The sequence below is a fragment of the Metabacillus herbersteinensis genome (assembly GCF_042433335.1).
GTDB classification, from domain to species: domain Bacteria; phylum Bacillota; class Bacilli; order Bacillales; family Bacillaceae; genus Metabacillus; species Metabacillus herbersteinensis.
This window is the reverse complement of sequence record NZ_JBHLVO010000004.1, coordinates 1-21,186: the sequence shown is the minus strand read 5'-3', so window position 1 is coordinate 21,186 and position 21,186 is coordinate 1. Positions and strand designations below refer to the sequence as shown.

25 protein-coding genes are annotated in these 21,186 nt (G+C 36.8%); 4 read left to right on the top strand and 21 right to left on the bottom strand.

Features of this window, described 5'->3' with window-relative positions:
- The 9 genes from ftsL to ACFFIX_RS06945 all read right to left on the bottom strand — a co-directional run bounded on the left by ftsL (position 1) and on the right by ACFFIX_RS06945 (position 8,259).
- Positions 1 to 366 (bottom strand): cell division protein FtsL, encoded by a 366-nt coding sequence (gene ftsL / locus ACFFIX_RS06985; RefSeq protein WP_378931981.1) that lies wholly within the window; start codon positions 364 to 366, stop codon positions 1 to 3.
- Between the two features lie 32 nt (positions 367 to 398).
- The gene (gene rsmH, locus ACFFIX_RS06980) at positions 399 to 1,334 is read right to left on the bottom strand and encodes a 16S rRNA (cytosine(1402)-N(4))-methyltransferase RsmH (RefSeq protein WP_378931979.1); all 936 of its coding nucleotides are present in this window, start codon (positions 1,332 to 1,334) and stop codon (positions 399 to 401) included.
- A 92-nt stretch (positions 1,335 to 1,426) separates the two neighbouring features.
- Entirely contained in the window at positions 1,427 to 1,858 is a 432-nt protein-coding gene (gene mraZ, locus ACFFIX_RS06975; protein ID WP_378932414.1) for a division/cell wall cluster transcriptional repressor MraZ, read from the bottom strand.
- A gap of 124 nt (positions 1,859 to 1,982) precedes the next feature.
- On the bottom strand, positions 1,983 to 3,611 hold the full coding sequence (bshC, locus tag ACFFIX_RS06970) for a bacillithiol biosynthesis cysteine-adding enzyme BshC (protein WP_378931977.1): 1,629 nt from the start codon (positions 3,609 to 3,611) through the stop codon (positions 1,983 to 1,985).
- A 90-nt stretch (positions 3,612 to 3,701) separates the two neighbouring features.
- Positions 3,702 to 4,091, bottom strand: a complete 390-nt coding sequence (locus tag ACFFIX_RS06965; RefSeq protein WP_378931975.1) for a DUF3397 domain-containing protein — start codon at positions 4,089 to 4,091, stop codon at positions 3,702 to 3,704.
- Complete coding sequence (locus ACFFIX_RS06960) at positions 4,091 to 4,975, bottom strand: 2-dehydropantoate 2-reductase (RefSeq protein ID WP_378931974.1); 885 nt, start codon at positions 4,973 to 4,975, stop codon at positions 4,091 to 4,093. Before ACFFIX_RS06960 ends, ACFFIX_RS06965 begins: the two co-directional genes overlap by 1 nt.
- A 113-nt stretch (positions 4,976 to 5,088) precedes the next feature.
- Entirely contained in the window at positions 5,089 to 6,630 is a 1,542-nt protein-coding gene (locus ACFFIX_RS06955; protein WP_378931972.1) for an acyl-CoA carboxylase subunit beta, read from the bottom strand.
- Between the two features lie 17 nt (positions 6,631 to 6,647).
- Entirely contained in the window at positions 6,648 to 6,863 is a 216-nt protein-coding gene (locus ACFFIX_RS06950) for an acetyl-CoA carboxylase biotin carboxyl carrier protein subunit (RefSeq protein ID WP_378931970.1), read from the bottom strand.
- 43 nt (positions 6,864 to 6,906) lie between these two features.
- Positions 6,907 to 8,259: an acetyl-CoA carboxylase biotin carboxylase subunit gene (locus tag ACFFIX_RS06945; RefSeq protein WP_378931968.1), complete on the bottom strand. Its 1,353-nt coding sequence runs from the start codon at positions 8,257 to 8,259 to the stop codon at positions 6,907 to 6,909.
- A 239-nt stretch (positions 8,260 to 8,498) separates the two neighbouring features.
- On the opposite strand from ACFFIX_RS06945, the gene ACFFIX_RS06940 reads away from it, so the two are divergent.
- Positions 8,499 to 8,984 (top strand): N-acetyltransferase, encoded by a 486-nt coding sequence (locus ACFFIX_RS06940; RefSeq protein WP_378931966.1) that lies wholly within the window; start codon positions 8,499 to 8,501, stop codon positions 8,982 to 8,984.
- A 79-nt stretch (positions 8,985 to 9,063) separates the two neighbouring features.
- Here ACFFIX_RS06940 and gerR read toward each other — a convergent pair whose 3' ends face one another.
- The 4 genes from gerR to ACFFIX_RS06920 form a co-directional block, all read right to left on the bottom strand.
- On the bottom strand, positions 9,064 to 9,681 hold the full coding sequence (gene gerR / locus ACFFIX_RS06935) for a sporulation-specific transcriptional regulator GerR (protein ID WP_378931965.1): 618 nt from the start codon (positions 9,679 to 9,681) through the stop codon (positions 9,064 to 9,066).
- Positions 9,682 to 9,767: 86 nt separating this feature from the next.
- Entirely contained in the window at positions 9,768 to 10,538 is a 771-nt protein-coding gene (locus tag ACFFIX_RS06930) for an enoyl-CoA hydratase/isomerase family protein (protein WP_378931963.1), read from the bottom strand.
- Positions 10,539 to 10,662: 124 nt separating this feature from the next.
- A complete protein-coding gene (gene rpmF / locus ACFFIX_RS06925) occupies positions 10,663 to 10,836 on the bottom strand; it encodes a 50S ribosomal protein L32 (protein WP_378931961.1) in 174 nt (57 codons plus the stop codon).
- A gap of 81 nt (positions 10,837 to 10,917) precedes the next feature.
- Positions 10,918 to 11,433: a YceD family protein gene (locus tag ACFFIX_RS06920; RefSeq protein WP_378932412.1), complete on the bottom strand. Its 516-nt coding sequence runs from the start codon at positions 11,431 to 11,433 to the stop codon at positions 10,918 to 10,920.
- A gap of 141 nt (positions 11,434 to 11,574) precedes the next feature.
- Here ACFFIX_RS06920 and ACFFIX_RS06915 point away from each other — a divergent pair, with 141 nt between their 5' ends.
- A complete protein-coding gene (locus tag ACFFIX_RS06915) occupies positions 11,575 to 12,816 on the top strand; it encodes a nucleotidyltransferase (RefSeq protein WP_378931959.1) in 1,242 nt (413 codons plus the stop codon).
- A gap of 27 nt (positions 12,817 to 12,843) precedes the next feature.
- On the opposite strand, the gene ACFFIX_RS06910 is transcribed toward ACFFIX_RS06915, so the two are convergent.
- Both ACFFIX_RS06910 and ACFFIX_RS06905 read right to left on the bottom strand, forming a co-directional pair.
- Entirely contained in the window at positions 12,844 to 13,866 is a 1,023-nt protein-coding gene (locus ACFFIX_RS06910; RefSeq protein WP_378931957.1) for a SepM family pheromone-processing serine protease, read from the bottom strand.
- A complete protein-coding gene (locus tag ACFFIX_RS06905; RefSeq protein WP_378931956.1) occupies positions 13,856 to 14,656 on the bottom strand; it encodes a patatin-like phospholipase family protein in 801 nt (266 codons plus the stop codon). The genes ACFFIX_RS06910 and ACFFIX_RS06905 overlap by 11 nt, the downstream gene beginning before the upstream one ends.
- A gap of 235 nt (positions 14,657 to 14,891) precedes the next feature.
- Here ACFFIX_RS06905 and spoVV point away from each other — a divergent pair, with 235 nt between their 5' ends.
- Positions 14,892 to 16,115, top strand: coding sequence for a dipicolinic acid transporter SpoVV (gene spoVV / locus ACFFIX_RS06900; protein WP_378931954.1), 1,224 nt, complete (start codon positions 14,892 to 14,894; stop codon positions 16,113 to 16,115).
- 262 nt (positions 16,116 to 16,377) lie between these two features.
- Here the strand turns inward: spoVV and coaD are convergent, their stop codons facing one another.
- A complete protein-coding gene (gene coaD / locus ACFFIX_RS06895) occupies positions 16,378 to 16,863 on the bottom strand; it encodes a pantetheine-phosphate adenylyltransferase (protein ID WP_378931952.1) in 486 nt (161 codons plus the stop codon).
- Positions 16,864 to 16,869: 6 nt separating this feature from the next.
- The gene (gene rsmD, locus ACFFIX_RS06890; RefSeq protein WP_378931950.1) at positions 16,870 to 17,439 is read right to left on the bottom strand and encodes a 16S rRNA (guanine(966)-N(2))-methyltransferase RsmD; all 570 of its coding nucleotides are present in this window, start codon (positions 17,437 to 17,439) and stop codon (positions 16,870 to 16,872) included.
- 409 nt (positions 17,440 to 17,848) lie between these two features.
- On the opposite strand from rsmD, the gene ACFFIX_RS06885 reads away from it, so the two are divergent.
- Complete coding sequence (locus ACFFIX_RS06885; protein ID WP_378931949.1) at positions 17,849 to 18,238, top strand: DUF7147 family protein; 390 nt, start codon at positions 17,849 to 17,851, stop codon at positions 18,236 to 18,238.
- A 249-nt stretch (positions 18,239 to 18,487) separates the two neighbouring features.
- Here ACFFIX_RS06885 and ACFFIX_RS06880 read toward each other — a convergent pair whose 3' ends face one another.
- From ACFFIX_RS06880 to ACFFIX_RS06865, 4 genes are all read right to left on the bottom strand, one after another.
- The gene (locus ACFFIX_RS06880) at positions 18,488 to 18,760 is read right to left on the bottom strand and encodes a YlbG family protein (protein ID WP_378931947.1); all 273 of its coding nucleotides are present in this window, start codon (positions 18,758 to 18,760) and stop codon (positions 18,488 to 18,490) included.
- Positions 18,761 to 19,222: 462 nt separating this feature from the next.
- Positions 19,223 to 19,684: a YlbF/YmcA family competence regulator gene (locus tag ACFFIX_RS06875; RefSeq protein ID WP_378931945.1), complete on the bottom strand. Its 462-nt coding sequence runs from the start codon at positions 19,682 to 19,684 to the stop codon at positions 19,223 to 19,225.
- An 84-nt stretch (positions 19,685 to 19,768) separates the two neighbouring features.
- On the bottom strand, positions 19,769 to 20,194 hold the full coding sequence (locus ACFFIX_RS06870; RefSeq protein WP_378931944.1) for a hypothetical protein: 426 nt from the start codon (positions 20,192 to 20,194) through the stop codon (positions 19,769 to 19,771).
- 147 nt (positions 20,195 to 20,341) lie between these two features.
- The coding region (locus ACFFIX_RS06865; RefSeq protein ID WP_378931943.1) for a reverse transcriptase domain-containing protein at positions 20,342 to 21,186 on the bottom strand (845 nt) is incomplete at its 5' end.

Here is a 21,186-nt window from a genome sequence, read left to right as displayed (position 1 = left end):
TCAATCCTGTACAGTTTTTACATTATTTTGATCTAATGTAAGACCAAGCTGCTTCGCTTTTTCCCAAATTCGGTCATATGTACTGAGTTCTTCAACTTGTACATGTAAGTCACTATTTACTTTCAGTTGATCTTCAATTTTCGCTTCTGTTTTTTGAATTTCAATGCTTGTCTCGTAAACGGCAAAGCTATTTGAAACAACTTTTACTGAACCTATTAATAAAAGTGATACAAAAAGGACGATTAACACCTTTTCCCCGAGTGTTACCGATGCTCTTCTTTTTATAACGACCGTTTGCTGCTTTTCTGTACTTTGCTGATGTTGTTCCTGCTGTTGTTGCTGTAACTTCATTGCTAAATTACTCATACATATAACCTCCTTCTTAAATGTCTGCTAGCTTATTTTAATTTCTCTGCTATTCTTAGTTTTGCTGAACGTGCACGTTTGTTTTCTTCTACCTCTTCTTCTGACGGTCCTATTGGTTTTCTCGTAATAATTTTTATTTCGGGCTGATATTCGTAAGGTAAAAATGGCATATTAGAAGGAATTTCTGGAGTGTCTGCAGCTTGTTTAAATGCAGACTTGCAAATTCGATCTTCTAAAGAATGAAACGTGATCACACTTACACGACCATGTGGGTTCAAAATTTCAATTGCTTGCCCAATCGCCTCTTCAAAAACTTTCAACTCATCGTTTACAGCAATTCGAATCGCTTGGAAAATCCGTTTAGCAGGGTGTCCACCTTTTCTTCTTGCGGGTGCGGGTATTGTTTCTTTTATAAGTTCGACTAGTTCACCAGTTGTTTTTATCGGCTGGATGGCTCTAGTTGCTTCAATTTTTCTAGCAATTTGCTTTGAAAATTTTTCTTCACCATATAAAAAGAAGATTTTCACAAGTGCTTGATAGGACCACTCATTTACGACATCGTAAGCAGATACTGTGGCATTTTGATCCATTCTCATATCAAGAGGTGCATCATGGTGATAGCTAAATCCTCTCTCTGGTGTATCAAGTTGTGGAGATGAAACTCCTAAGTCAAATAAAACGCCATCTACTTTTTCTATACCGAGTTCTCCAAGACTTTCTTTTAAGTAGCGAAAATTGCTTTTTATAAAGGTAACTTGACCTTCATATTCTGCTAGCTTTTCTTTTGCGTGTGCTAAGGCAACATCATCTTGATCAAATGCATAAAGTCTTCCTTCTTTTGAGAGTTGCGATAGTATGTATGTGCTATGACCTGCTCCACCAAGTGTGCAATCTACATATACACCATCTTCTTTAATATTTAATCCATCTACTGTTTCTTTTAGTAAAACTGTTTTATGTTCAAACAATGCTGTAACCACCTTTTTTTATCGTCTTAAGTTAGAATGAACGCTAGTCCTTTTAGAAAAGTATTTACCTTCATTGTGCTCACAGAAGAAGATTATATATCAAAATCAATCATATTTTCAGCGATTTCTTCAAAAGAATCTTCTTGTTCAGCAACATATTTTTCCCAATTAGACTGACTCCATAACTCAATCCGATTTGAAACGCCGATCACAACGCATTCTTTTTCTAGTTTTGCATACTGCAAAAGCGGTGATGCGATATTTACACGACCTTGCTTATCTAGCTCACATTCAATTGCTCCAGAAAAGAAAAACCTTGTAAATGCACGTGCATCTTTCTTTGTTAAAGGGAGTGCTTTTAGTTTCTCTTCGATGACTTTCCATTCACTCATGGGGTAGCCAAAAAGACAAGAATCAAGACCTCTAGTGAGGACAAACGTTTCTCCAAGCCCATCTCTAAACTTAGAAGGCACGATCATACGGCCTTTAATATCGATGGTGTGATGGTATTCTCCCATGAACATGCTCGGTGTCCCCACTTTCTTTCCCTATCTCACCACTTTCCCCCACTTATCTCCACTTCCTATTTTACACTCTTTGAAAACAAAAAAAAACCCTGTATTTACAGGATTTTTAAAAAAGTTTACTTTAAATTTTGACAAGTTTATGCTTTCCATTAAAGGAATATGACAAGTTTGTCAATTCTCCAACAAATTCCGGGCCGAATTTGTTGAGATAGTAATATATATTCCAAATTCTTTCTTGTGGTTGCGCATTTGGGTTAAGTGACATTTCAATTCTTCGATACGTTGATAATTCCCCTTCATGTTTCTCTCTTAAACGCTTTTCAACTGCCTTATGAAGAAAATCTAATTGATGTTGGATAAATGCAGCATTCTTTTCTAGCAATGGCTCCAAATTTGAATCAACTGTTAGTGCTGCATCGACAAGTTTTTGGTGAATTGCCGCAACCTCACTTTTTGCTTCCTTCACCAGGGGTTCCATTTCAACTGGAGCTACATTTTTTAAGTATTCTTCACGAATAATTTCTAGCTTGTTCTCTAGAACTAGTTCTAGAGATAGTGAGATATCAGTCATTTCCCGTTCAATTGATCGTTCCAAAATCGTTAGGTTAAGTCTAGGTAGGACTGGGGGCATTTTAAATCCAAAAAGGGAAAAGGTGTTTTTGAATTCAGCCCAATAGTTGATTTCTCCTGGCCCCGCAATAAAAGCGAGTGTAGGAAATAAGTATTCTTGCATAAGCGGCCTCGTGACAACATTATTACTAAGTTTTTCAGGTGTCTCAGCTGCAATTTGGTGTAATTCATGCTTTTTGAATGATACATTTAAGTCAGGAACAAAAAAAACCTCCTCATCTACTCGTTCCATGAGGAATCTCTTTTTGCTATCATGAAAAAATAGATTTGCACTCGTATTATGCATGTCAACAATTGGGTTATAGTGATAAGTCTGCATTAATTTTTGCTGAGTGAGAACGTCGTTACTGATATGGTGATTTTTTTCAATAAGTTCTGTAAAAAAATCCTTTTCAAGCTGCCTTAATTGATGATCTCCTGAGTTAATCAATACAAGTCCTTGATCTTTAAAGAGATTCATTATAAGTTCTTCGAAAAACTGAACGTATGTTGTCGAGCGTTCGATACAACATTCTAGCTGCTGTAACAATTCATTTGTATAATCACTTTCACCGTAAGTCTCAATCACTTGTTTTACCCATTCTAAGCAAACTTTGCGATCTAAGGCTATTTCTGAAACAGGAATCTTAGGTTCTACAGCCTGTTTAATTGTCGATTTTTTAACTAGGTTGTTTTTTTCTACAAAAACATGATTAATCTCTAGAAAATCGTGATCTTCCCCAGCAATCCAAAAAACAGGGATTACAGGAATGTTTAGCTTCTCTTCTTGCTCTTTTGCTAAGGTGATAATTGAGATAATTTTATGTATTGTATATAACGGTCCTGTTAATACTCCCGCTTGCTGCCCACCAATAACGACAGTGCTGTTAGAATTTCTTAGTTTTTCAATACTTTTAATGGTTTCAGGATGAGTTTCAGAAAATCGTTTGTTGTACTGTAATAAGTAATTTGCAAGCTTTTCACGCTGAAAGGATCGGCTTTGCAAGTCTATTGCTCTTTGCTTAAAAACATCAGTGGAATGAATATTATAATCGAAAAAAAGTTCATTATGTAAGGTGTTTTTATATAAATCAGTTAAGAATAAATTAGAAGAATTCAGGGAGAGTTCTATAATCTCCATATAGGTAACTTCCTTTCTCTCGGTTATGTTGCTTCCGAGAAAAGTATAGCACTTTCTTTCATGAAACAAAAAAACTTTGCCTAGGATGGATTAAGAAAGATTTTGTTGGACAATTCCGGATGCTATCCCAATGATCGTTAGCAACAAATAACCAAAGATGAAAAGGAAGAATGAAAAACGCCAAGTTCGCTTTGTTACTCGTTTCCAGGAAACATTGTTTGCTTTTTTGTAGTCTATGTATAAGAAGATGAGCGTGAGTATGAGTAAAGAGAAAACAATATGTAGAGTGAACGAGCGTTGAAAAATGGTGATAAGTTGAAAGTGAACGGCAACGATAAAAATAAATGTAGATAGATCAGCTGTCCATAAAAATTTTTTCTTCTTACTTTTGACTTTTATAGATAAGAGTAAATAGAAAAAAGGTAAGCTTAAAAAAGGAATCATAACGAGTACAGAGATAAACCATATCCACAAATTCATCATTCTTCCCCTACCTCAAGGCCTTTTATGGCATGAAATAAAAATGTACTGTGTGGCACCTGGAGGTTAAGGCGTTTCGCTTCTCTAAGGACATAACCTACAATTGCCTCAACTTCTGTTTGTTTTTTTGCTTGAACATCTTTGTACATGGAAGATTGATTTTTAGCTGTTACTTCACAAATTGTTACCACATGATTCCAGAACATTTCTTTGTTTTTTAGCTCCAAAACGACGAACACTTCCTCGAATAGGGCTCTAAGTATTACCTTATAATATTCATTTTCAATAAGTGCACCATTTTTCACATGTAATAATGCAGTTAAAGGATTGATGGTTGCATTAACGATAAGTTTCTCAGCCATCATTTCATACCAATTTTCTTCATATTTAAAAGGAAATGAAGGAATTTGATCATTTAAAATGCTATGAATGAATTGATGATTGGGTTCATTGTAAGAGGCGAATTTTGATTGACCGATTCCTGTTTGCTCTACAGTATGATCATTCATACGCATGGCACCATGCTCAACGACACCTATTAGTAGTCGATGATGAGAAAGTTTCGGGAGGTATTTCAGATGATCCATTCCATTTTGTAAAAATAGAATCGTTTTAGACGGACTGTTTTGAAGTCTTTCAATGATTGATTGGAGATGATACTGCTTAACCGTAACAACGAGAAACTCTTCTTCGTAGCTTGGATGTTGTTTGGCCTGAAGTGAGGTATGAAGAATTTCCCCATCTCGAACTAAGCTCAATCCTTTTTCCCTGATAACACTCGCTTGGGCCTCACCTTTTGTATAGAGTGTTACTGAATGTTTTCTAGATAAGTAATAACTAAATAGTAAGCCAATTGCACCTGAGCCAATAACACCTATTTTCATGTTCATTCCCCTATTCACTCTTTCTAGCTCTACTATATCAAACTATTTTTACAAATATCCACAAACTCGATTTCTACACTAAAAAAGCTAGAGAAAATTCTCTAGCTTTTTTCTTAAACTGGATATACCGGATGTTTTCTCTGTCCTAATGGTAATACCTTTGTTTCGTACTGTTCAAAACGAGTAATCAATTCAGTTCTAAGATCATTTGCAGCAACAATATCATCGACAATCATTTCAGAAGCAAGCTTATATATGTCGATGTGCTCTTTATATTCTTGCTGTTTTTCAATTACAAATTGCATACGCTCTTTCGGGTCTTCAATTTCATTTATTTTGTTGGAGTAAACAGCGTTCACAGCGGCTTCCGGACCCATTACCGCAATTTGTGCGGTCGGCAACGCAATGCAGCAGTCAGGTTCAAACGCGGGACCTGCCATTGCATATAGACCTGCTCCATATGCTTTTCGAACGATGACTGATATTTTTGGTACAGTAGCTGAGCTCATCGCCGCGATCATTTTAGCGCCATGACGAATGATTCCCGCACGTTCCACCTTTGTTCCAATCATAAATCCAGGTACATCAGCCAGGAACAAGAGGGGGATATGAAATGCATCACAAAGTGTTATGAATTTCGCAGATTTATCTGCTGAATCAACAAATAAGACGCCACCTTTTACCCTTGGCTGATTGGCAATAATCCCAACAACTTTTCCATCTATTCTAGCGAGCCCAGTAATCAATTCAGGAGCAAATAACTTTTTAATTTCAAAAAAACTACCTTCATCAATTAGTGCACCAATACATTCATACATGTCAAATGGCGCATTCTGATTTTCTGGAACAATTTCACTTAATGATCTTCCACTTATCGGTGATACAGATGAAACTGGTGCTGTCTTTTCTTGGAAATTTCGAGGGAAGTAGCTTAAGTAACGGCGCGCTTCACTTATCGCTTCTTCCTCTGATTTAGCCAAGATATCTCCACAACCACTCACAGAACAGTGCATTCTTGCACCACCCATTTCTTCAAGGCTTACTTTTTCACCGATAACCTTTTCGGCCATCCTAGGTGAACCTAAATACATAGATGCATTTCCATCAACCATGATGACAATGTCACAGAAAGCTGGGATATAGGCTCCTCCAGCTGCTGATGGACCAAATAACAGACAAATTTGAGGAATCATTCCCGAGAGCTTCACTTGATTGTGAAAGATTTTTCCTGCACCTCTTCGATTAGGAAACATATCAATTTGATCGGTAATTCTTGCACCAGCAGAATCAACTAAATATAAAAGTGGTACTCTTAATTTTTCTGCAGTTTCTTGAATACGAATGATTTTTTCTACCGTTCTTGCACCCCAAGAACCGGCTTTAATCGTAGAATCATTTGCCATGACACATACAGTTTGTCCATTGATTTTACCTGTAGCCGTAACAACTCCATCAGCAGGTAAATCCCCCGCTTGGTTGTTCGCAAATTTAGCGTCCTCTGTATATTGACTATTATCAAATAATCTATTTAGTCGCTCGCGAACGAACAGCTTATTTTGTGTTTTTAGTTTTTCATGATATTTTTCATGTCCGCCAGAATCAATATCCGCAATTTTTTCAGCTAACTGACGTTCAAGCTCTTCTGTTTTAAGCATATCTGTTATCCCTCCAATCACACTGATAAAACGATTAATACATCGCCTTCGTTTACAAAATCACCAATTACAACCTTTACTTCTTGAACGGTACCATTTGATTGGCACTCAACAGGTATTTCCATTTTCATTGATTCTAAAATGGTAACATCCTGCCCAACTTGCACCTCTTGACCTTGCTCTACCAAAATAGTTAAAACAGTTCCAGCCATACTTGCTTTGATTTCTACCATGTTATATTCCTCCATTCATGATGTATATAAGATGTTTTTTGTATTAAATACTTGGAGCTCCGTTGACTTTCTTTCCATTTAAAAAAGATGTGGTGTAGTACCCCTCTTGAAATGATGAATCTCCTAGAATGTTGATGAATAATGGTAAATTTGTTTTAACTCCTTCAATTTCCACTTGAGTTAAGTAGTTTTTCGCCTTTTCAATTGCCTTTGTTCGATTGTCATCATGAACGATTACTTTTGCAAGTAATGGATCATAAAAAGGCGTTACACTATTTCCCTCTGTGTAGGCTTGATCGATAATGACTCCATCAAAATGAGGATATGAAAAAGCTGTGATTTTTCCTGGTGATGGTAAAAATTTAACAGGATCCTCTGCATAAATTCTAAATTCTATGGCATGCCCAAGGTGGTCAATCTCATCCTGTTGTAAAGGAAGTTTTTCACCACTTGCAATTAAAAGCTGCCACTTTACTAAATCAAGGCCTGTCACCATTTCAGTTACTCTATGTTCGACTTGTAACCTTGTATTCATTTCTAGAAAATAAAAATTTTCCTTTTCATCAACAATGAATTCGATGGTGCCTGCATTTACATAATTCACCGATTTTGCAGCTAGTAGTGCAGCGTCACACATTTTTTGTCTTGTTTTTTCCGTTAATAACGGAGAAGGAGATTCTTCAATTACCTTCTGATTTCTGCGTTGAATTGAGCAGTCTCGTTCAAATAAATGAACGATGTTTCCATACTGATCACCAAATAACTGAATCTCTACATGTCTAGCATCACTTATAAACTTTTCAATAAATACCTTTTCATTTCCAAAGTAAGCTTTTGCTCTTCCCTTCGTCGTTTGAAAGGCATTCACTAAGGAAGCTTCATCTTCACAGCGTTGCATGCCGATTCCACCACCACCACCGGATGCCTTGAGCATTACTGGATATCCAATCTCACTAGCCAAGAGACATGCTTGTTCGACTGTATCAGTACTTTTTTCAGTTCCAGGAACAACAGGAACTCCCGCTTCCACCATTGTAGCTCTTGCGGCAACCTTATCGCCCATCAGTGATAAAACATCGGATTTCGGACCGATAAAGGTAATTCCTTTCTCTTCGACTGCTTTGGCAAAAGATGCATTCTCTGAAAGAAAACCATAGCCTGGATGAATGGCATCTGCTCCTTCTCGAACTGCAATATCCAATATGACCTCTGTTTGCAAATACGACTTAGCAACAGGAGGCTCTCCAACTCGAAATGCAATAGTTGCTTCCTTGACATAAGGAAGATCCTTGTCAGCATCCGAATAAATAGCGATCGTCTCAATTCCGAGTTCATGACACGTTTTTAAAATACGATGTGCAATTTCACCCCGGTTTGCAATTAATACCTTTTTCAATCCTTCTTCCCTCCCCTTAATAAGCGCAAGCACTTTGTTAGAAGACATAGGTCCACTATTAGGATTTCTACATATTTTTTAATATTCCTCCTCCTAACTGAAAACGCTTTCTGAATTTATTTTCAACTAGCCTATCTCATGATATAATGAAGTTATAAAAATTTTAATAAGATTTTGTTTTTTCTATTTAATAATTTAAGGAATTCGTAATAACTTTAAACTTCTAGGAGGAATGACAAATGTACAAGGTTGAAAGATTGTTAGTGAACTATAAAACATTAGAAGAATTTAAAAAATTCAGGGAATACGGGATTCAAGAATTATCGATGTTAGAGGATCTTCAAGAAAATTTTATTGAAAATGACAGCGACTCACCATTTTACGGAATCTATTTCGGGGATAAGTTAGTTGCGCGAATGAGTTTATATAAAGTGGATGCAAAATATGATCAATATTTTGACCCTAAACAAGATTATTTAGAGCTATGGAAGTTAGAAGTGTTACCTAACTATCAACGAAAAGGCTATGGCGATGCACTTGTAAACTTTGCAAAATCATTTGGACTCCCAATTAAAACAAATCCAAGAGTTAAGTCTGAAGAGTTTTGGTCAAGAATGAACTTTGAAGCTGTTAAATATGACATGGACCGCGACAAAGGAGAAAACCCACTGATTTGGTATCCTGCTAGTATTTTAGAACAATCGGATCAGTCAGAGTCAGCTTAACATATCGCAACCAGAAAAAGACCGCACATAGTGTGGTCTTTTTCTGGTTGCAGAACTTTTTAAATTAGCTGATTATATTCTATTTTTCTACTCTCTCTAAGTTTCCATTTCGATCCATTTGAAACTTTACTTTTCGATTTCTTTCATCTTCTTGCAGAACAACCATTTTTCTTGCACGATCCATCAATTCAGTGAGTGCATGATAATCCTCTTCAACCACTTGTAAATGATTCACAAGCGATTGTTTTTCTTGGATAAGTTTTTCAACTTTCTTTTCTAACCCAATAACTTTTTCGCACAATTCTTCATTTTCAAGTTGTATATCTTGAGAAGTTGAATCATTTTCAAACTGCTGAAGAAATTGAATCACATCATTCAGTGACAGAGCAGCGGATTGTTCTGAATGTGCCACAGCAACTTCGATTTTCAATTCTGGCTCATTCTCCACATTTGACTGAACGGGTTGCTTTCTACCTTCTTTTCGCTGCTTTTTTGCTAATTCAATTCCTGTTTTATACTGCTTTCTTACATGTGAATTCCATCGAAAGCCGCAAGCAGCAGCTGTTCTTGATAATTTGCGCCCCACTTCTTCAAAAGCAGCTAACTGTGTTCCGCCATCACGAATATGCCTTAATACCACTTCGGCTAGCAACAAATCTTCATCTTGTGTCCATGCATCTTGTCGAGTAGTAGTCATCTTCCATCCCTCCATAGTCACTTTTTGTACATATATATGCGACTGATAGAGTAGATAGACTAATTACACGGCTGCAGTTTATGTAACTATTTTATTCTGTTAATAAAGGAATCTACGGCTTTATGATGTTCTTCACTAACCCAAAGCTCTGCACACTGATCAATCTCAGCGATCATTTTTTCCTTTAACCCTTTTTGTACCCATTCCTTTATTTTGACTTTTTTATAAGCCCCTAGTACTGAGGGGTGTTTTACAAGAGAATTCTCTATAAACTGATAAGCGTCTTGGCGAAATGTTTCTTGTTGAAACACTTCATGAATAAAACCTTGTCGGATTCCATCTTCAGTTGTGAATTTATTCGCAGAAGTTAGTAGTAACAGCGCTTTGTCGTATGCTAATTTTTCAAATAGCATCGTTGCTCCGCCCCAACCAGTTGTAATGGCCAAATTCCCCTGAATAAAACCCATTTCAATATCAGCTTTTGCCAACCTTATATCACAAGCCGTAGCAATTTCACAGCCACCACCCAAAGCCATTCCACCCAGTAAAGCAAAGGTCGGTATAGGTAATGTCATTACCTTATATAATACCTCACCCATACTCGATAGCATTTTAAAGGCTTCTTCTTTAGTTTTCAAATCGTGAAATGCTTTAATATCGCCCCCAGAGCAAAATGCACGCTCTCCTTCCCCTGTAATGACAACTGCTCTAATTCGATGCGGATGGTCGTTTATGTACTCAATATGTTTCTTCAACTCTTCAATTGTTTCAAAATCAATTGCATTATGTTTTTCAGGTCTATTTATTTTTAGTTCATATATTCCATTGCCTTTTTCTGTAAGGATTACTTTTCTCATTTTTCCAAACACCCAATCTAAGCAAGAGTATACATCCTATGAAAATCATAACGATTTTTAACCAAAATTAAAAGCGTAAGGAAATGAATCCTTACGCTCCATAAGTACGAAAAAATCGTTCTTATTATTTGCTGACAACTTCTCTACCCTTGTATTGTCCGCAAGCTTTACATACACGGTGAGCTAATTTCACTTCACCGCAGTTTGGGCAGTCTACCATACCAGGCACTTGTAATTTAAAGTGAGTACGACGTAGTCTTTTTCTTGTTTTAGAAGTTCTTCTAAATGGTACAGCCATTATTCCCACCTCCTTAAAGAGCATTACATTTTAATGAAGCCGGTCAAACCGGGTTCTTCTTTTGTTAAGAAACTAAATCAATTAGTCTTCTTTTCCGAAGAATTTCGCCAGATCTGCAAGCCTTGGATCGACCTTGTTATTCTGATCTTCTTCAGAAATAACTTCCCAGTCTTTCCCTGCTTGAGGAGCAGCTCCTTCTTCTTCAGTCACATTATCACAAAATACCTGCATTGGAATTTCTAATAAGAGAATTTCTTTAATAATCGGGGTTAAGTCAACGACATCCCCTTCTATTTGATGAAGATCCTCTTCACTATCAAATTCTGCTGGTTTTAATAAAAATGTTTCGGTTGTATCAATTGAGTACGGATAGTGAACATCCACTAACGTTCTAGAACAAGGAAGAACCAATGAACCTGAAAGATTTAAGTGAAAGGTAACCTTTGAATGACTAACGTCAGCTCTTCCAGTTACTTTAACAAAGGTAAGATCACGCAATTCAGAGTGAGCTTTTGTTAATTCGCTCAAATCAATTTCTTCGTCGATTATAAAGTCCTTACTTTGTAATTGATGTAATTGTCCAATCGTCCATTTCAACATGTATCACCTCAATGCAACAAAGGTAATTATAGCTTTCGCAATAATATTTGTCAATATTTTTTCTTTACACTATAATGTAGGCAGCATCTATACTCTACCATGTTTTTAACAAAATACAAAATGAGTGGTGGTGAAAGTTTGAAAGCACTTGGAGTGGTTGTTGAATACAACCCATTTCACAATGGACATCTTTATCATTTACAACAATCCGTTAAGGAAACGGACGCTGATGCTGTGGTTGCTGTGATGAGTGGAAACTTCCTGCAACGCGGTGAGCCTGCACTTGTTTCAAAGTGGACAAGAACCAAAATGGCACTTCTCGGTGGTGTTGATGTTGTAGTTGAGTTACCTTATGCTTTTGCGACTCAAAAAGCTGAAATCTTCGCATCAGGAGCTGTTAGTTTATTAGAGTCCTTAAAATGTGACTCCCTCTGTTTTGGAAGTGAACTCGGGGAGATTGAACCATTTTTACATACCTATGAACATATTCAAAACCACCTGGACTCCTACAACAAACTCATTAAAGAAAACATGAAATTAGGAGTAAGCTATCCAAAGGCATCCTCTCTAGCTTTTCAGGAAATCGCAACAAATCAACAAGTCATTGATTTGTCTTTACCAAATAACATATTGGGATTTCATTATGTAAAGGCTATGATTGTTCAAAAAACAATGATGAAACCCGCTACGATTAAACGAACTGCTGCAGGATATCACGATCAGTCATTCTCATCAGCAACAATTGCTAGCGCTACAAGTATTCGCAAAGCACTTTTTTCAAACGACGAGCAGTCACTTACAAAAAACTTTGTTCCAGAAACGACTTGGTCCTGTCTCGACGACTATAACCGCACCAATACCATCTTGCATAATTGGGAACACTATTTTCAGTTATTAAAATATAAGATCGTGACAATGAGCAAACAACAATTGCTTGAGATTTACGAGATGGAGGAAGGACTGGAAAATCGGGTTGCTACTTCCATCCAGAATGCTACAAGCTTTCAGGAGTTTATGGAAAAACTCAAAACAAAACGCTATACGTGGACAAGGCTACAGCGCCTGTGCACACATCTTTTAACCAATACAACTAAACAGCAGATGAAAAGTGTTGAAACCGATGTAAAAGCGCCTTACATTCGACTTTTGGGGATGTCACAAAAAGGGCAACACTATTTAAATACAGTAAAAAAAGACTTAGATGTTCCACTTATTGCAAAGCTATCTTCTTTAGAGAATCACTTACTCGATTTAGATATAAAAGCAGCACAAACCTATCAGATGGTTTTTACAGAACCTCTTCGTTCGAAATTGCTACAAAAAGAATATGCAACGCCTCCACTTCGGTTTAACGAAATGGATGGCTCCTTTAGTGAATGAAAAACGGTAAGGGACACTTAGTATCCCTTACCGTTTTTCATCTAGATCAGTTAAATACACTACAGCTTCTTCAAAAGTATCTACTGGAACAATCTTCATTGTTGCATTAATTTTCTCGGCTGTCTTAACAGCTTCATTGTAATTTGAAGTCGGAATATCTTTTTCATTTGGAGCTAAGAAAATATCAACACCTGCATTGTCAGCTGCTACAATTTTTTGTGAAATCCCCCCGATTGGGCCTACTTCACCATTCGTAGCAATCGTTCCTGTTCCTGCAATTTTGTAACCCTTTGTTAAATCTTCTTTTGTCAGTTGATTATATATTTCAAGTGTCATCATGAGACCTGCTGAAGGGCCGCCTATCTTTTCTGTATTTAATGTTATTTCAGGCTCAACAATTATTTCTCGATCGGTTAAAAGTGAGATTCCAATACCAGACTTATTTGGATCCTCTGGAAAGGGTGCTAGCTTTACAGCCGTTTCTTTTTCATCACCATTGCGTTCAAAACTGATTAGGACATCTTTGCCTACTTTTATTCCACTCACATATTCGATAAATTCATCAGAAGTTTCAAATTCTTGATCATTAACTTTATAGATTCTATCACCAGCCTCTAATTTTCCAGCAGCTGGCATATCTTTAAGTACATTTAGTACGTATACACCGTGAAATTTATAGTCAACTTCTTTACCAGCCTTCTTATAAGCTACTGTAATCGCTGACTCTTGCGATGTTTCCATCATATGTAATTGGCGGTTTAAATACTCTTCGTCACTTTCATCCTCACCACGAATTTCTTCAAGAGGGTGAATATAATAAAATTCATTGAATTGTGCCCATAAATAGGTAAGCGGGTTAGCTCTTCCAAATCGAACAGTTGTTAATGAAAAGCTTCCCCTTTCATCATACCCGTTCTCTACTTCAACAATTGGCGCTAACTCTGTAGCCATTCCTGGTTGAGTAATATAGTAAGGCAGCTTGATAAATGTTAACACAGCTGCCACAATGGTCAAAATAATTAGAGACCTAATGATCGTTTTATTCCTCATGTTTATGTTTCTCCTTCCATTGACTAATTAGGTCGACTATTTTATCTACATGCTGTTCTGCTTCTTTTTCACCAATCTCAATAATTTCCTGTATGTTTGTAAATGCTCTTGAGCTGTATTGTTCAACACGTGGTCGAATCATGACATCTGAAGCAATCTTGCGGTAGTGCACTAACTCATCCTGCATAATGTCCAAGCTTTGCAAAATCACATCAAATATAGAATTGATGTCTTCTGTTCGTTTTACATTAGATACATCTACAGCAATAACAATGTCTGCTCCCATCTCTTTTACAACAGAGACAGGGACCCGATCAACGACTCCCCCATCCACCAGAAGCTTTCCATCAATTTTTTCTGGAACAAAAATCCCAGGTATCGCGATACTTGCTCGAACGGCTTCTGCAACCGGACCTTTTTTAAAAACGACCTTTTTTCCTTCGTACAAATCTGTTGCAACAATTGCTAAAGGTATGTCTAATTCCTCAATATTTTTCCCATGTGTAAATAAACGAATCAAATCTTTGACACGATTTCCTGCAACAAAGCCCATTTTAGGGACTGTAAAGTCAAGATAGTATTTCCTTTTAAACGCAATTGCAAATTTGTAAAGTCTGTCAATATCTATACCCGCTGCATAAAAGCTTCCAACTAGAGCTCCCATGCTACTACCGGCGATCAAGTCAACTTTAATTCCAGCGTTATTAAGTACCTTTAAAACACCTAAGTGTGCAAACCCTCTCGCACCACCAGCGCCCAGTGCAAGACCAATTTTAGGCTCTTTTGCCAAGGAGAACCCCCCTTTTTTTATCCGCTTATCTTTTTTATTAGAGACTCAAACTTTTAGGATGAATCCGTTTAAAAAAACAATCGTGTAATAGTCATTCTTATGGTCTAAAGTGGTGCCCTATTCTCGTATATTAAATTACTGAGGTTGTACACAATCCTTTTTACACCTTCCTAATTCTATCATTCAATTAGAGTAAATGCATGAGACATATGCTGTAATATAGGAGGCACGCTATTTGAGTCAATCAATGCTTAAAACAATCATAATAGCTTTTTTCATTTCAGGCATTACAATTGCTATCATTGTAAACCCCGGGGAATCCCTAGTTGCTTCAAAGACAGGTCTTACAATGTGGTGGGAAATTGTTTTCCCCTCTTTACTTCCATTTTTTATTGTATCAGAACTTTTAATTGGATTTGGAGTTGTTCAGTTTATCGGAGTGTTACTTGAACCATTTATGAGACCCGTATTTCGAGTACCGGGTGTTGGAGGCTTTGTTTGGGCAATGGGGATGGCGTCTGGTTTTCCTGCAGGCGCAAAACTAACAGCTAGATTAAGACAAGAAAAGCAAATTTCCGCTTTAGAGGCTGAACGACTCGTGTCATTTACGAACTGTTCGAATCCTATTTTTATCTTTGGTGCAGTTGCCGTTGGTTTTTTTAACAATCCAGCTTTAGGGGTTCTATTAGCAGCAGCACACTATTTGGGAAATCTTTTCGTTGGGTTAACCATGAGGTTTCACGGGGCACATGAAAAGAGACATTCCCCAACACGAGAACGATTTTATATTCCTTCAATTCGAACTGCTTTTAAAGAATTACATCAAACACGAATTCAAGATGATCGACCGATTGGAAAAAAAATTGGAGATGCAGTGTTAACATCCATTCAAAGCTTGTTAATGATTGGCGGTTTTATCATTTTATTTTCAGTGTTTAATAAATTGTTAATGGTCATTCATCTAACAGAGTATTTAGGAATTGCACTTGGAGGATTACTTACTCTTCTAGGCATCGCATCAGACCTGAGCGTTCCTTTAATTTCAGGAATCTTTGAAATCACTCAAGGAAATAATCTTACGAGTGATGCAAATGCAGACTTGCTTGACAAAGCTATTATTGCGAGCTTTATTTTGGCTTTTAGTGGCTTATCCGTTCAAGCGCAAGTAGCAAGTATTTTAGCTGAAACAGATATAGGGTTTAAACCCTTTTTTATCGCAAGAATCCTACAGGGAATATATTCTTCCATCTTTGCATTTGTTTTATTTAAACCACTTTATTTAAATTTAGAAAGCCAACTACCCTCTGAATACCCTGTTTTCTTTATGCAACAAACTCCAGAATGGGCTACCCTGTATTGGAATGTACTTACAGAGATCGGACCAATTGTTACACTGATCTCGCTAACTGTGTATCTTGTCATTTATGGAAAAAGAACTCTATTATCAAAGACTATATAAAATGCAAAAGGGTGAGAACTAACCTCACCTTTTTAACACACCAGAATTTATATAATTCTAAGACACAGTAAGCGTTTCGCAAGTCCAGCTCCGACGCACAGGACGTGCTAGTGCAGTCATGGCGATTGACGGCGCGTCTTTGACTGCCAGCGCCTAGCCCCTCGAGGTCATAAGTCAATTCTAAATTGAAGGCAAAGAAAACCTTCTACCCTAGAATCGCCTTATGCTATGCCTAAGGCTGAACAAGGCGCCCCGCGCCTTTTTAAATTTCACTGTATTTACTTTTTAAAGCACGCTCTACAGCCTCGGGTACTAGTTCTGAAATATCCCCTTTATACTTAGCTACTTCCTTCACAATGCTAGAGCTTAAGAAAGAGTATTGATTGTTTGTCATCATAAAAAATGTCTCAATTTTGTCGTCTAAAACTCGGTTCATAGAGGTAATTTGCATTTCATATTCAAAGTCAGATACCGCGCGAAGACCTCTTAAAATTGTTTTTGCATTTTTTTCGTGTACATAATCAACTAACAAGCCCTTATACGACTCAACGACAACGTTTGGCATATTTTTAGTCACTTCACGAATTAACTCAACCCGTTCTTCAACAGTAAATAATGACTGCTTTGATGAGTTATTTAATACGCATATATAAACCTTTTCAAACACATTAGCCCCACGTTTAATAATATCTAGATGACCGAGCGTAACAGGATCAAAGCTACCAGGACAAACTGCAATACTTGCCATCGGTTATTACTCCCCCTTTTGACCTTCTTTTTTTCCATAAATACTAATAGCGGTATCTCCGTATGTTTCAAATTTAAGGATATTAAATTGTCCGATTTCCCTAGGTAATTCCATATCTGTGCCGTGCTCAGCTACGATAAAACCGTTCGGACTCAAAAGGTTATTTTCACTTACTGTATGTATAAGCGCTTTCATTTTTTGTTGTTTGTATGGTGGATCCAAAAAGATTAATTGAAACTGAAGTTCTCGTTTAATAATGGCTTTAAGTGCCCTTTCAGAATCGTTCCGATAAACCTCAGAATACTCTTCTAGCTGACATGCTTCTAAATTATTCTTAATCGTACTAATTGCTTTTGGTTCGCGATCAACGAAAATGCAAGTCTGGATTCCACGACTTAACGCTTCGATTCCTAATCCGCCGCTACCAGCAAATAAATCAACAGCAAGCCCACCTTCAAAATAAGGTCCAATCATATTAAATATTGCTTCTTTGACTTTGTCTGTTGTTGGTCTTGTTGTTGTACCAGGAACAGCCTTTAGTGGCCTTCCTTTACATATACCAGAAACAACTCTCATAACTATTCACCACAGCTTCTATAAATTCCTAACTTTTGCAACACTAATCGTAACATAGCAATAATTATGAAACAATATAAATAACTATATAAAACAACCGTTTTCGTCATCTTTTAATTTTTTTTTTTTTGAAATGTATACACAAAAACCATTTGGTGATAATGGTAGTAACAACATCTATTCGTGATGTTGTTGCCAACCGCGGAGAAGACTTACGTTTCCCCATAAGTTCTTCCTCCGGTTTCTCCTCTCCCTTTGCCTTCTATCCTAAGTGTTTCCTTAGGATTAGAAGGACCCTGCAGGTTTCCTGTAGGGGTTTTTTTGTGTCTACTTATACCGCAGTATTTCTTCTCATCTAATGTATTCAATGGTACAATAGGTATTAAAGACACGGTCTAGGAGGATTAATATGATTCAACGATTTATTGAATTAGGCGAAGGATATTCTGATCTTTATGAATTAATTGAAACCGCTAAAGCAAACAAAAACAGGGTTGCAAAATTACTCGCTTTACATACAAATATAAATAATAAATCTGTAACATCGGTTGTCGTCGTCATGAAACCAACCGACCCAGGGAAATTTCAAGCCATGTATATAAGTAGAGAAGGCATTCCAAACCCACACGTAAAGGAAAACAAACGTTTCCTACTTTTTCAGGAACTAGCTACATTCCTTGAAAAAGAGATCATCCAAATCGACGTAAAACCCTCTTCAACCTTTAATGAAAAAGATCTCTATTATCAATACCTAACAGGCATCTTCCGCCTAAACCACTACATCCCACCGTTGCAGTGAAAGCTTTCGCGAATTTTTTATAATAGCCTAATGCTTAATATAGTTTAGTGTTTATTTTTTGTTCATTTCCGCTTAAATACAAAAATGCAAAAATGAAAACGAGTTTTCATTTTTGCATTTTTGATTTAAGAAGCCTTCCTCAACGATCATGAATCCCTATAAAACATATCTCACGCAACCCACCAAACAACTTCAAACTCCAACTTTGTTCCCACAAGGAACAAAAGGCCGCATTCTAAAAGAGTCCGCCTACAGGCCGACCTTGTAATCATACTCTTTTGCCTTGTCAATCTTCGACTCGAATTCCAGTTTTAGAAAAGGCTTGTAGGATGGTTCTGCGTGTTTTACAAATGAGTAGGATGTTACTTTTTGAATGGTTTGCTCTACAGCATCCATGTCGCAGTATAAAACAACATATTTTAGGCGCTTAGAAACATAATGTACATTCCCAAACTTCCGTAACATTTTAATATGTTTTAATGAATGCAACCAAACTACGATTCCTTGGCGTTTTTCGTACATAACCATTCTCCCTCTTATCTGTATCTATCCTTATCTACAAGAGAAACTTGTCTATAAATAATTAATTCTATAAAATTTATCAATAAAAATTATTTGTGATAATAAAGGATTTGATGAAGATGAACTTAGAGACAAACTATGACTCTTGTCTTCGCTAGCTACTTCAACTTCACTCGTTAGCACAACTTATATAAAAAAATATCTGGTATCCCTTTTTTATACATTGAAGTAAAAAAATTCCGGTTCTTGTTTTTTATTACAGTTGATTGATCATGGCATCTCGAAAAGCGATGGTAGGTAAAAAAATTATAAAAGAGACCATCTACCTACGTGAAGACAAGCTTACCTATGTATTCAGGCACCGTTTTTATGTTCCACTGGAAAAGATGTTTTGCTGTGGAAATTTGTGTGAAGATTGTATTCGGCTACGTAAAAAATTAAAACGAGGTTTACAACCTCGTTTTAAGAAACTTTACACCCACATCCGCCACCAGTGCCACATCCACCACCAGTACTACATCCACCACTGCTTGATGAATCAAAGAACGGATTACCTGTAGGAACCATTACATGTTCTGACACAGCTCGACCTAGCACAATACTAATTTCATCTAGTAAAGATTGAAGATTATTTTCTGCTTTTTTGAAATCAGCTATATTTTCATGTAAATCAAGTTCCCTTTTAATTTCTCTCATTTCTTTTGAAATACGTCGATAATCAGGATGGTATTTACCAAAACGCTGAACATCCTCATACAAATCCTTTGTTTTTGTAAATTTTGATATGATTTGTTGAGCTTCCTGATCATTTCTTAATCTATTTAAACTCTTACGATATTCTTCTATTGGTTCTGACTGAAGAACTAGATTTGCTAAATCTTCAGCTACATCCTGTAATAACATACTTTCAGACGTTACAAACATAGAGAGTCAACACCTCCAAAATCATTTTAACACGATTCTTTTGAAATGGACAATGCTGACGCTATATTTTCTACTTGAAAATTATTAAATCTCCACTTTCCAGGTTTTCTTGATGTGATAACTTGTCGAGTCATTATGTACCAACTCAATCTTAATCGTATGAGCCCCATTTTCAAGCCCTTTGATCACAAAAGCAGCAGTGGCTATTTCATCCACCTTTTTGCCATCAACATATACATTTAAATAACCTTCCCCATTTTTTTTCGTTTGTTTATTACCTTTAAACGAAAAATTAGAAACAAAGCATTCCACATATACGTTATTCCCTTTAATATGATGATTTACAGTCATTACACGTTTTTGATCTAAGCTAACGACTTCTAAAGCTTCCTCACGAAGGACAGTAATTTGTAAAGGGTTTACTTCAATCTTTCCTTCTGGCCTTGGCTTTTCATTCGAACATCCCGAAATTACTCCTAAACATGCGAATAATAATAGAAAATGTCTCAATTTAGCGACCTCCTTTTTTATAGTGTTTGCACGAAAGGAGAAAAACATGAATTGATCCTTTAAAATCGAGTAGAGGGAAAATAAACTAGTTTATTTTCGCCCCTCTCACAACACCGTACGTACGGATCGCGTATACGGCGTTTCAATTTATATTACAGTGTGTACTTTTAGATAATGATCTAAAGCAGAGGGGATTCCCCGCTGCTTTAGTCTTTTATTTGAGATTGCTCTTTGAACTACTTTCGATAATCCGATGTACCGGTAGCCTTTTCGGCAGAACGTTAACCCTTTCGCTTCTTCTTCGGGTATTCCCAGTTGAATGAGCGTTTTGATTTGTTTTCTCGGTACCTTCCACTGTTTCCAAATGATTACCCTTATTCTTGAGCGTAGCTTCTCATCAATTCGTCTTATCACCGTTTTCATATTGGCGATTCTGAAATAATTCACCCATCCGAATATGACTTGTTTCAGTTTCGCAATTCGAAAGTCTAACGAAACACTCCAGTTTCGCTTTGTCAGTTGTCGCAGCTTTCTTTGAAATTTCTGTACTGATTTTGGGTGAGGTTTCACTTGGTATCTCTCGTTTTTGAAATCGTAATAATATCCAAATCCTAAGAATTTTAATTCTTTTGGGGGAGAGATTCTACTCTTTTCGGTGTTGACGATCAACCCTAACTTCTCTTCGATAAACTTCACGATTGATTTCATCACTCTGTTCGCTGCTTTCTCGCTTTTCACAAATACAAGGGCGTCATCAGCGTATCTCACGAATCGGAGTCCTCTACTTTCTAGTTCCTTATCGAGTTCATTCAACATAATATTACTCAACAGTGGGCTGAGGTTACCTCCTTGTGGAGTCCCAACTGGTGTTTCTTCATATTTCCCATTCACCATGACCCCACTGACTAAGTACTTTCTTATTAGCGAAATGAGATCTCCATCATCTATTGTGTTGGATATGATTCGCATGAGTTTATCGTGGTGAACTGTAT

Excerpts from the sequence above, each read along its gene's own strand:
- ftsL (WP_378931981.1), bottom strand. The coding sequence starts at position 366 with ATGAGTAATTTAGCAATGAAGTTACAGCAACAACAGCAGGAACAACAT.
- mraZ (WP_378932414.1), bottom strand. The coding sequence starts at position 1,858 with ATGTTCATGGGAGAATACCATCACACCATCGATATTAAAGGCCGTATG.
- bshC (WP_378931977.1), bottom strand. The coding sequence starts at position 3,611 with ATGGAGATTATAGAACTCTCCCTGAATTCTTCTAATTTATTCTTAACT.
- ACFFIX_RS06965 (WP_378931975.1), bottom strand. The coding sequence starts at position 4,091 with ATGAATTTGTGGATATGGTTTATCTCTGTACTCGTTATGATTCCTTTT.
- ACFFIX_RS06960 (WP_378931974.1), bottom strand. The coding sequence starts at position 4,975 with ATGAAAATAGGTGTTATTGGCTCAGGTGCAATTGGCTTACTATTTAGT.
- ACFFIX_RS06955 (WP_378931972.1), bottom strand. The coding sequence starts at position 6,630 with ATGCTTAAAACAGAAGAGCTTGAACGTCAGTTAGCTGAAAAAATTGCG.
- ACFFIX_RS06950 (WP_378931970.1), bottom strand. The coding sequence starts at position 6,863 with ATGGTAGAAATCAAAGCAAGTATGGCTGGAACTGTTTTAACTATTTTG.
- ACFFIX_RS06940 (WP_378931966.1), top strand. The coding sequence starts at position 8,499 with ATGTACAAGGTTGAAAGATTGTTAGTGAACTATAAAACATTAGAAGAA.
- gerR (WP_378931965.1), bottom strand. The coding sequence starts at position 9,681 with ATGACTACTACTCGACAAGATGCATGGACACAAGATGAAGATTTGTTG.
- ACFFIX_RS06930 (WP_378931963.1), bottom strand. The coding sequence starts at position 10,538 with ATGAGAAAAGTAATCCTTACAGAAAAAGGCAATGGAATATATGAACTA.
- rpmF (WP_378931961.1), bottom strand. The coding sequence starts at position 10,836 with ATGGCTGTACCATTTAGAAGAACTTCTAAAACAAGAAAAAGACTACGT.
- ACFFIX_RS06910 (WP_378931957.1), bottom strand. The coding sequence starts at position 13,866 with ATGAGGAATAAAACGATCATTAGGTCTCTAATTATTTTGACCATTGTG.
- coaD (WP_378931952.1), bottom strand. The coding sequence starts at position 16,863 with ATGGCAAGTATTGCAGTTTGTCCTGGTAGCTTTGATCCTGTTACGCTC.
- rsmD (WP_378931950.1), bottom strand. The coding sequence starts at position 17,439 with ATGAGAGTTGTTTCTGGTATATGTAAAGGAAGGCCACTAAAGGCTGTT.
- ACFFIX_RS06885 (WP_378931949.1), top strand. The coding sequence starts at position 17,849 with ATGATTCAACGATTTATTGAATTAGGCGAAGGATATTCTGATCTTTAT.
- ACFFIX_RS06880 (WP_378931947.1), bottom strand. The coding sequence starts at position 18,760 with ATGTACGAAAAACGCCAAGGAATCGTAGTTTGGTTGCATTCATTAAAA.
- ACFFIX_RS06875 (WP_378931945.1), bottom strand. The coding sequence starts at position 19,684 with ATGTTTGTAACGTCTGAAAGTATGTTATTACAGGATGTAGCTGAAGAT.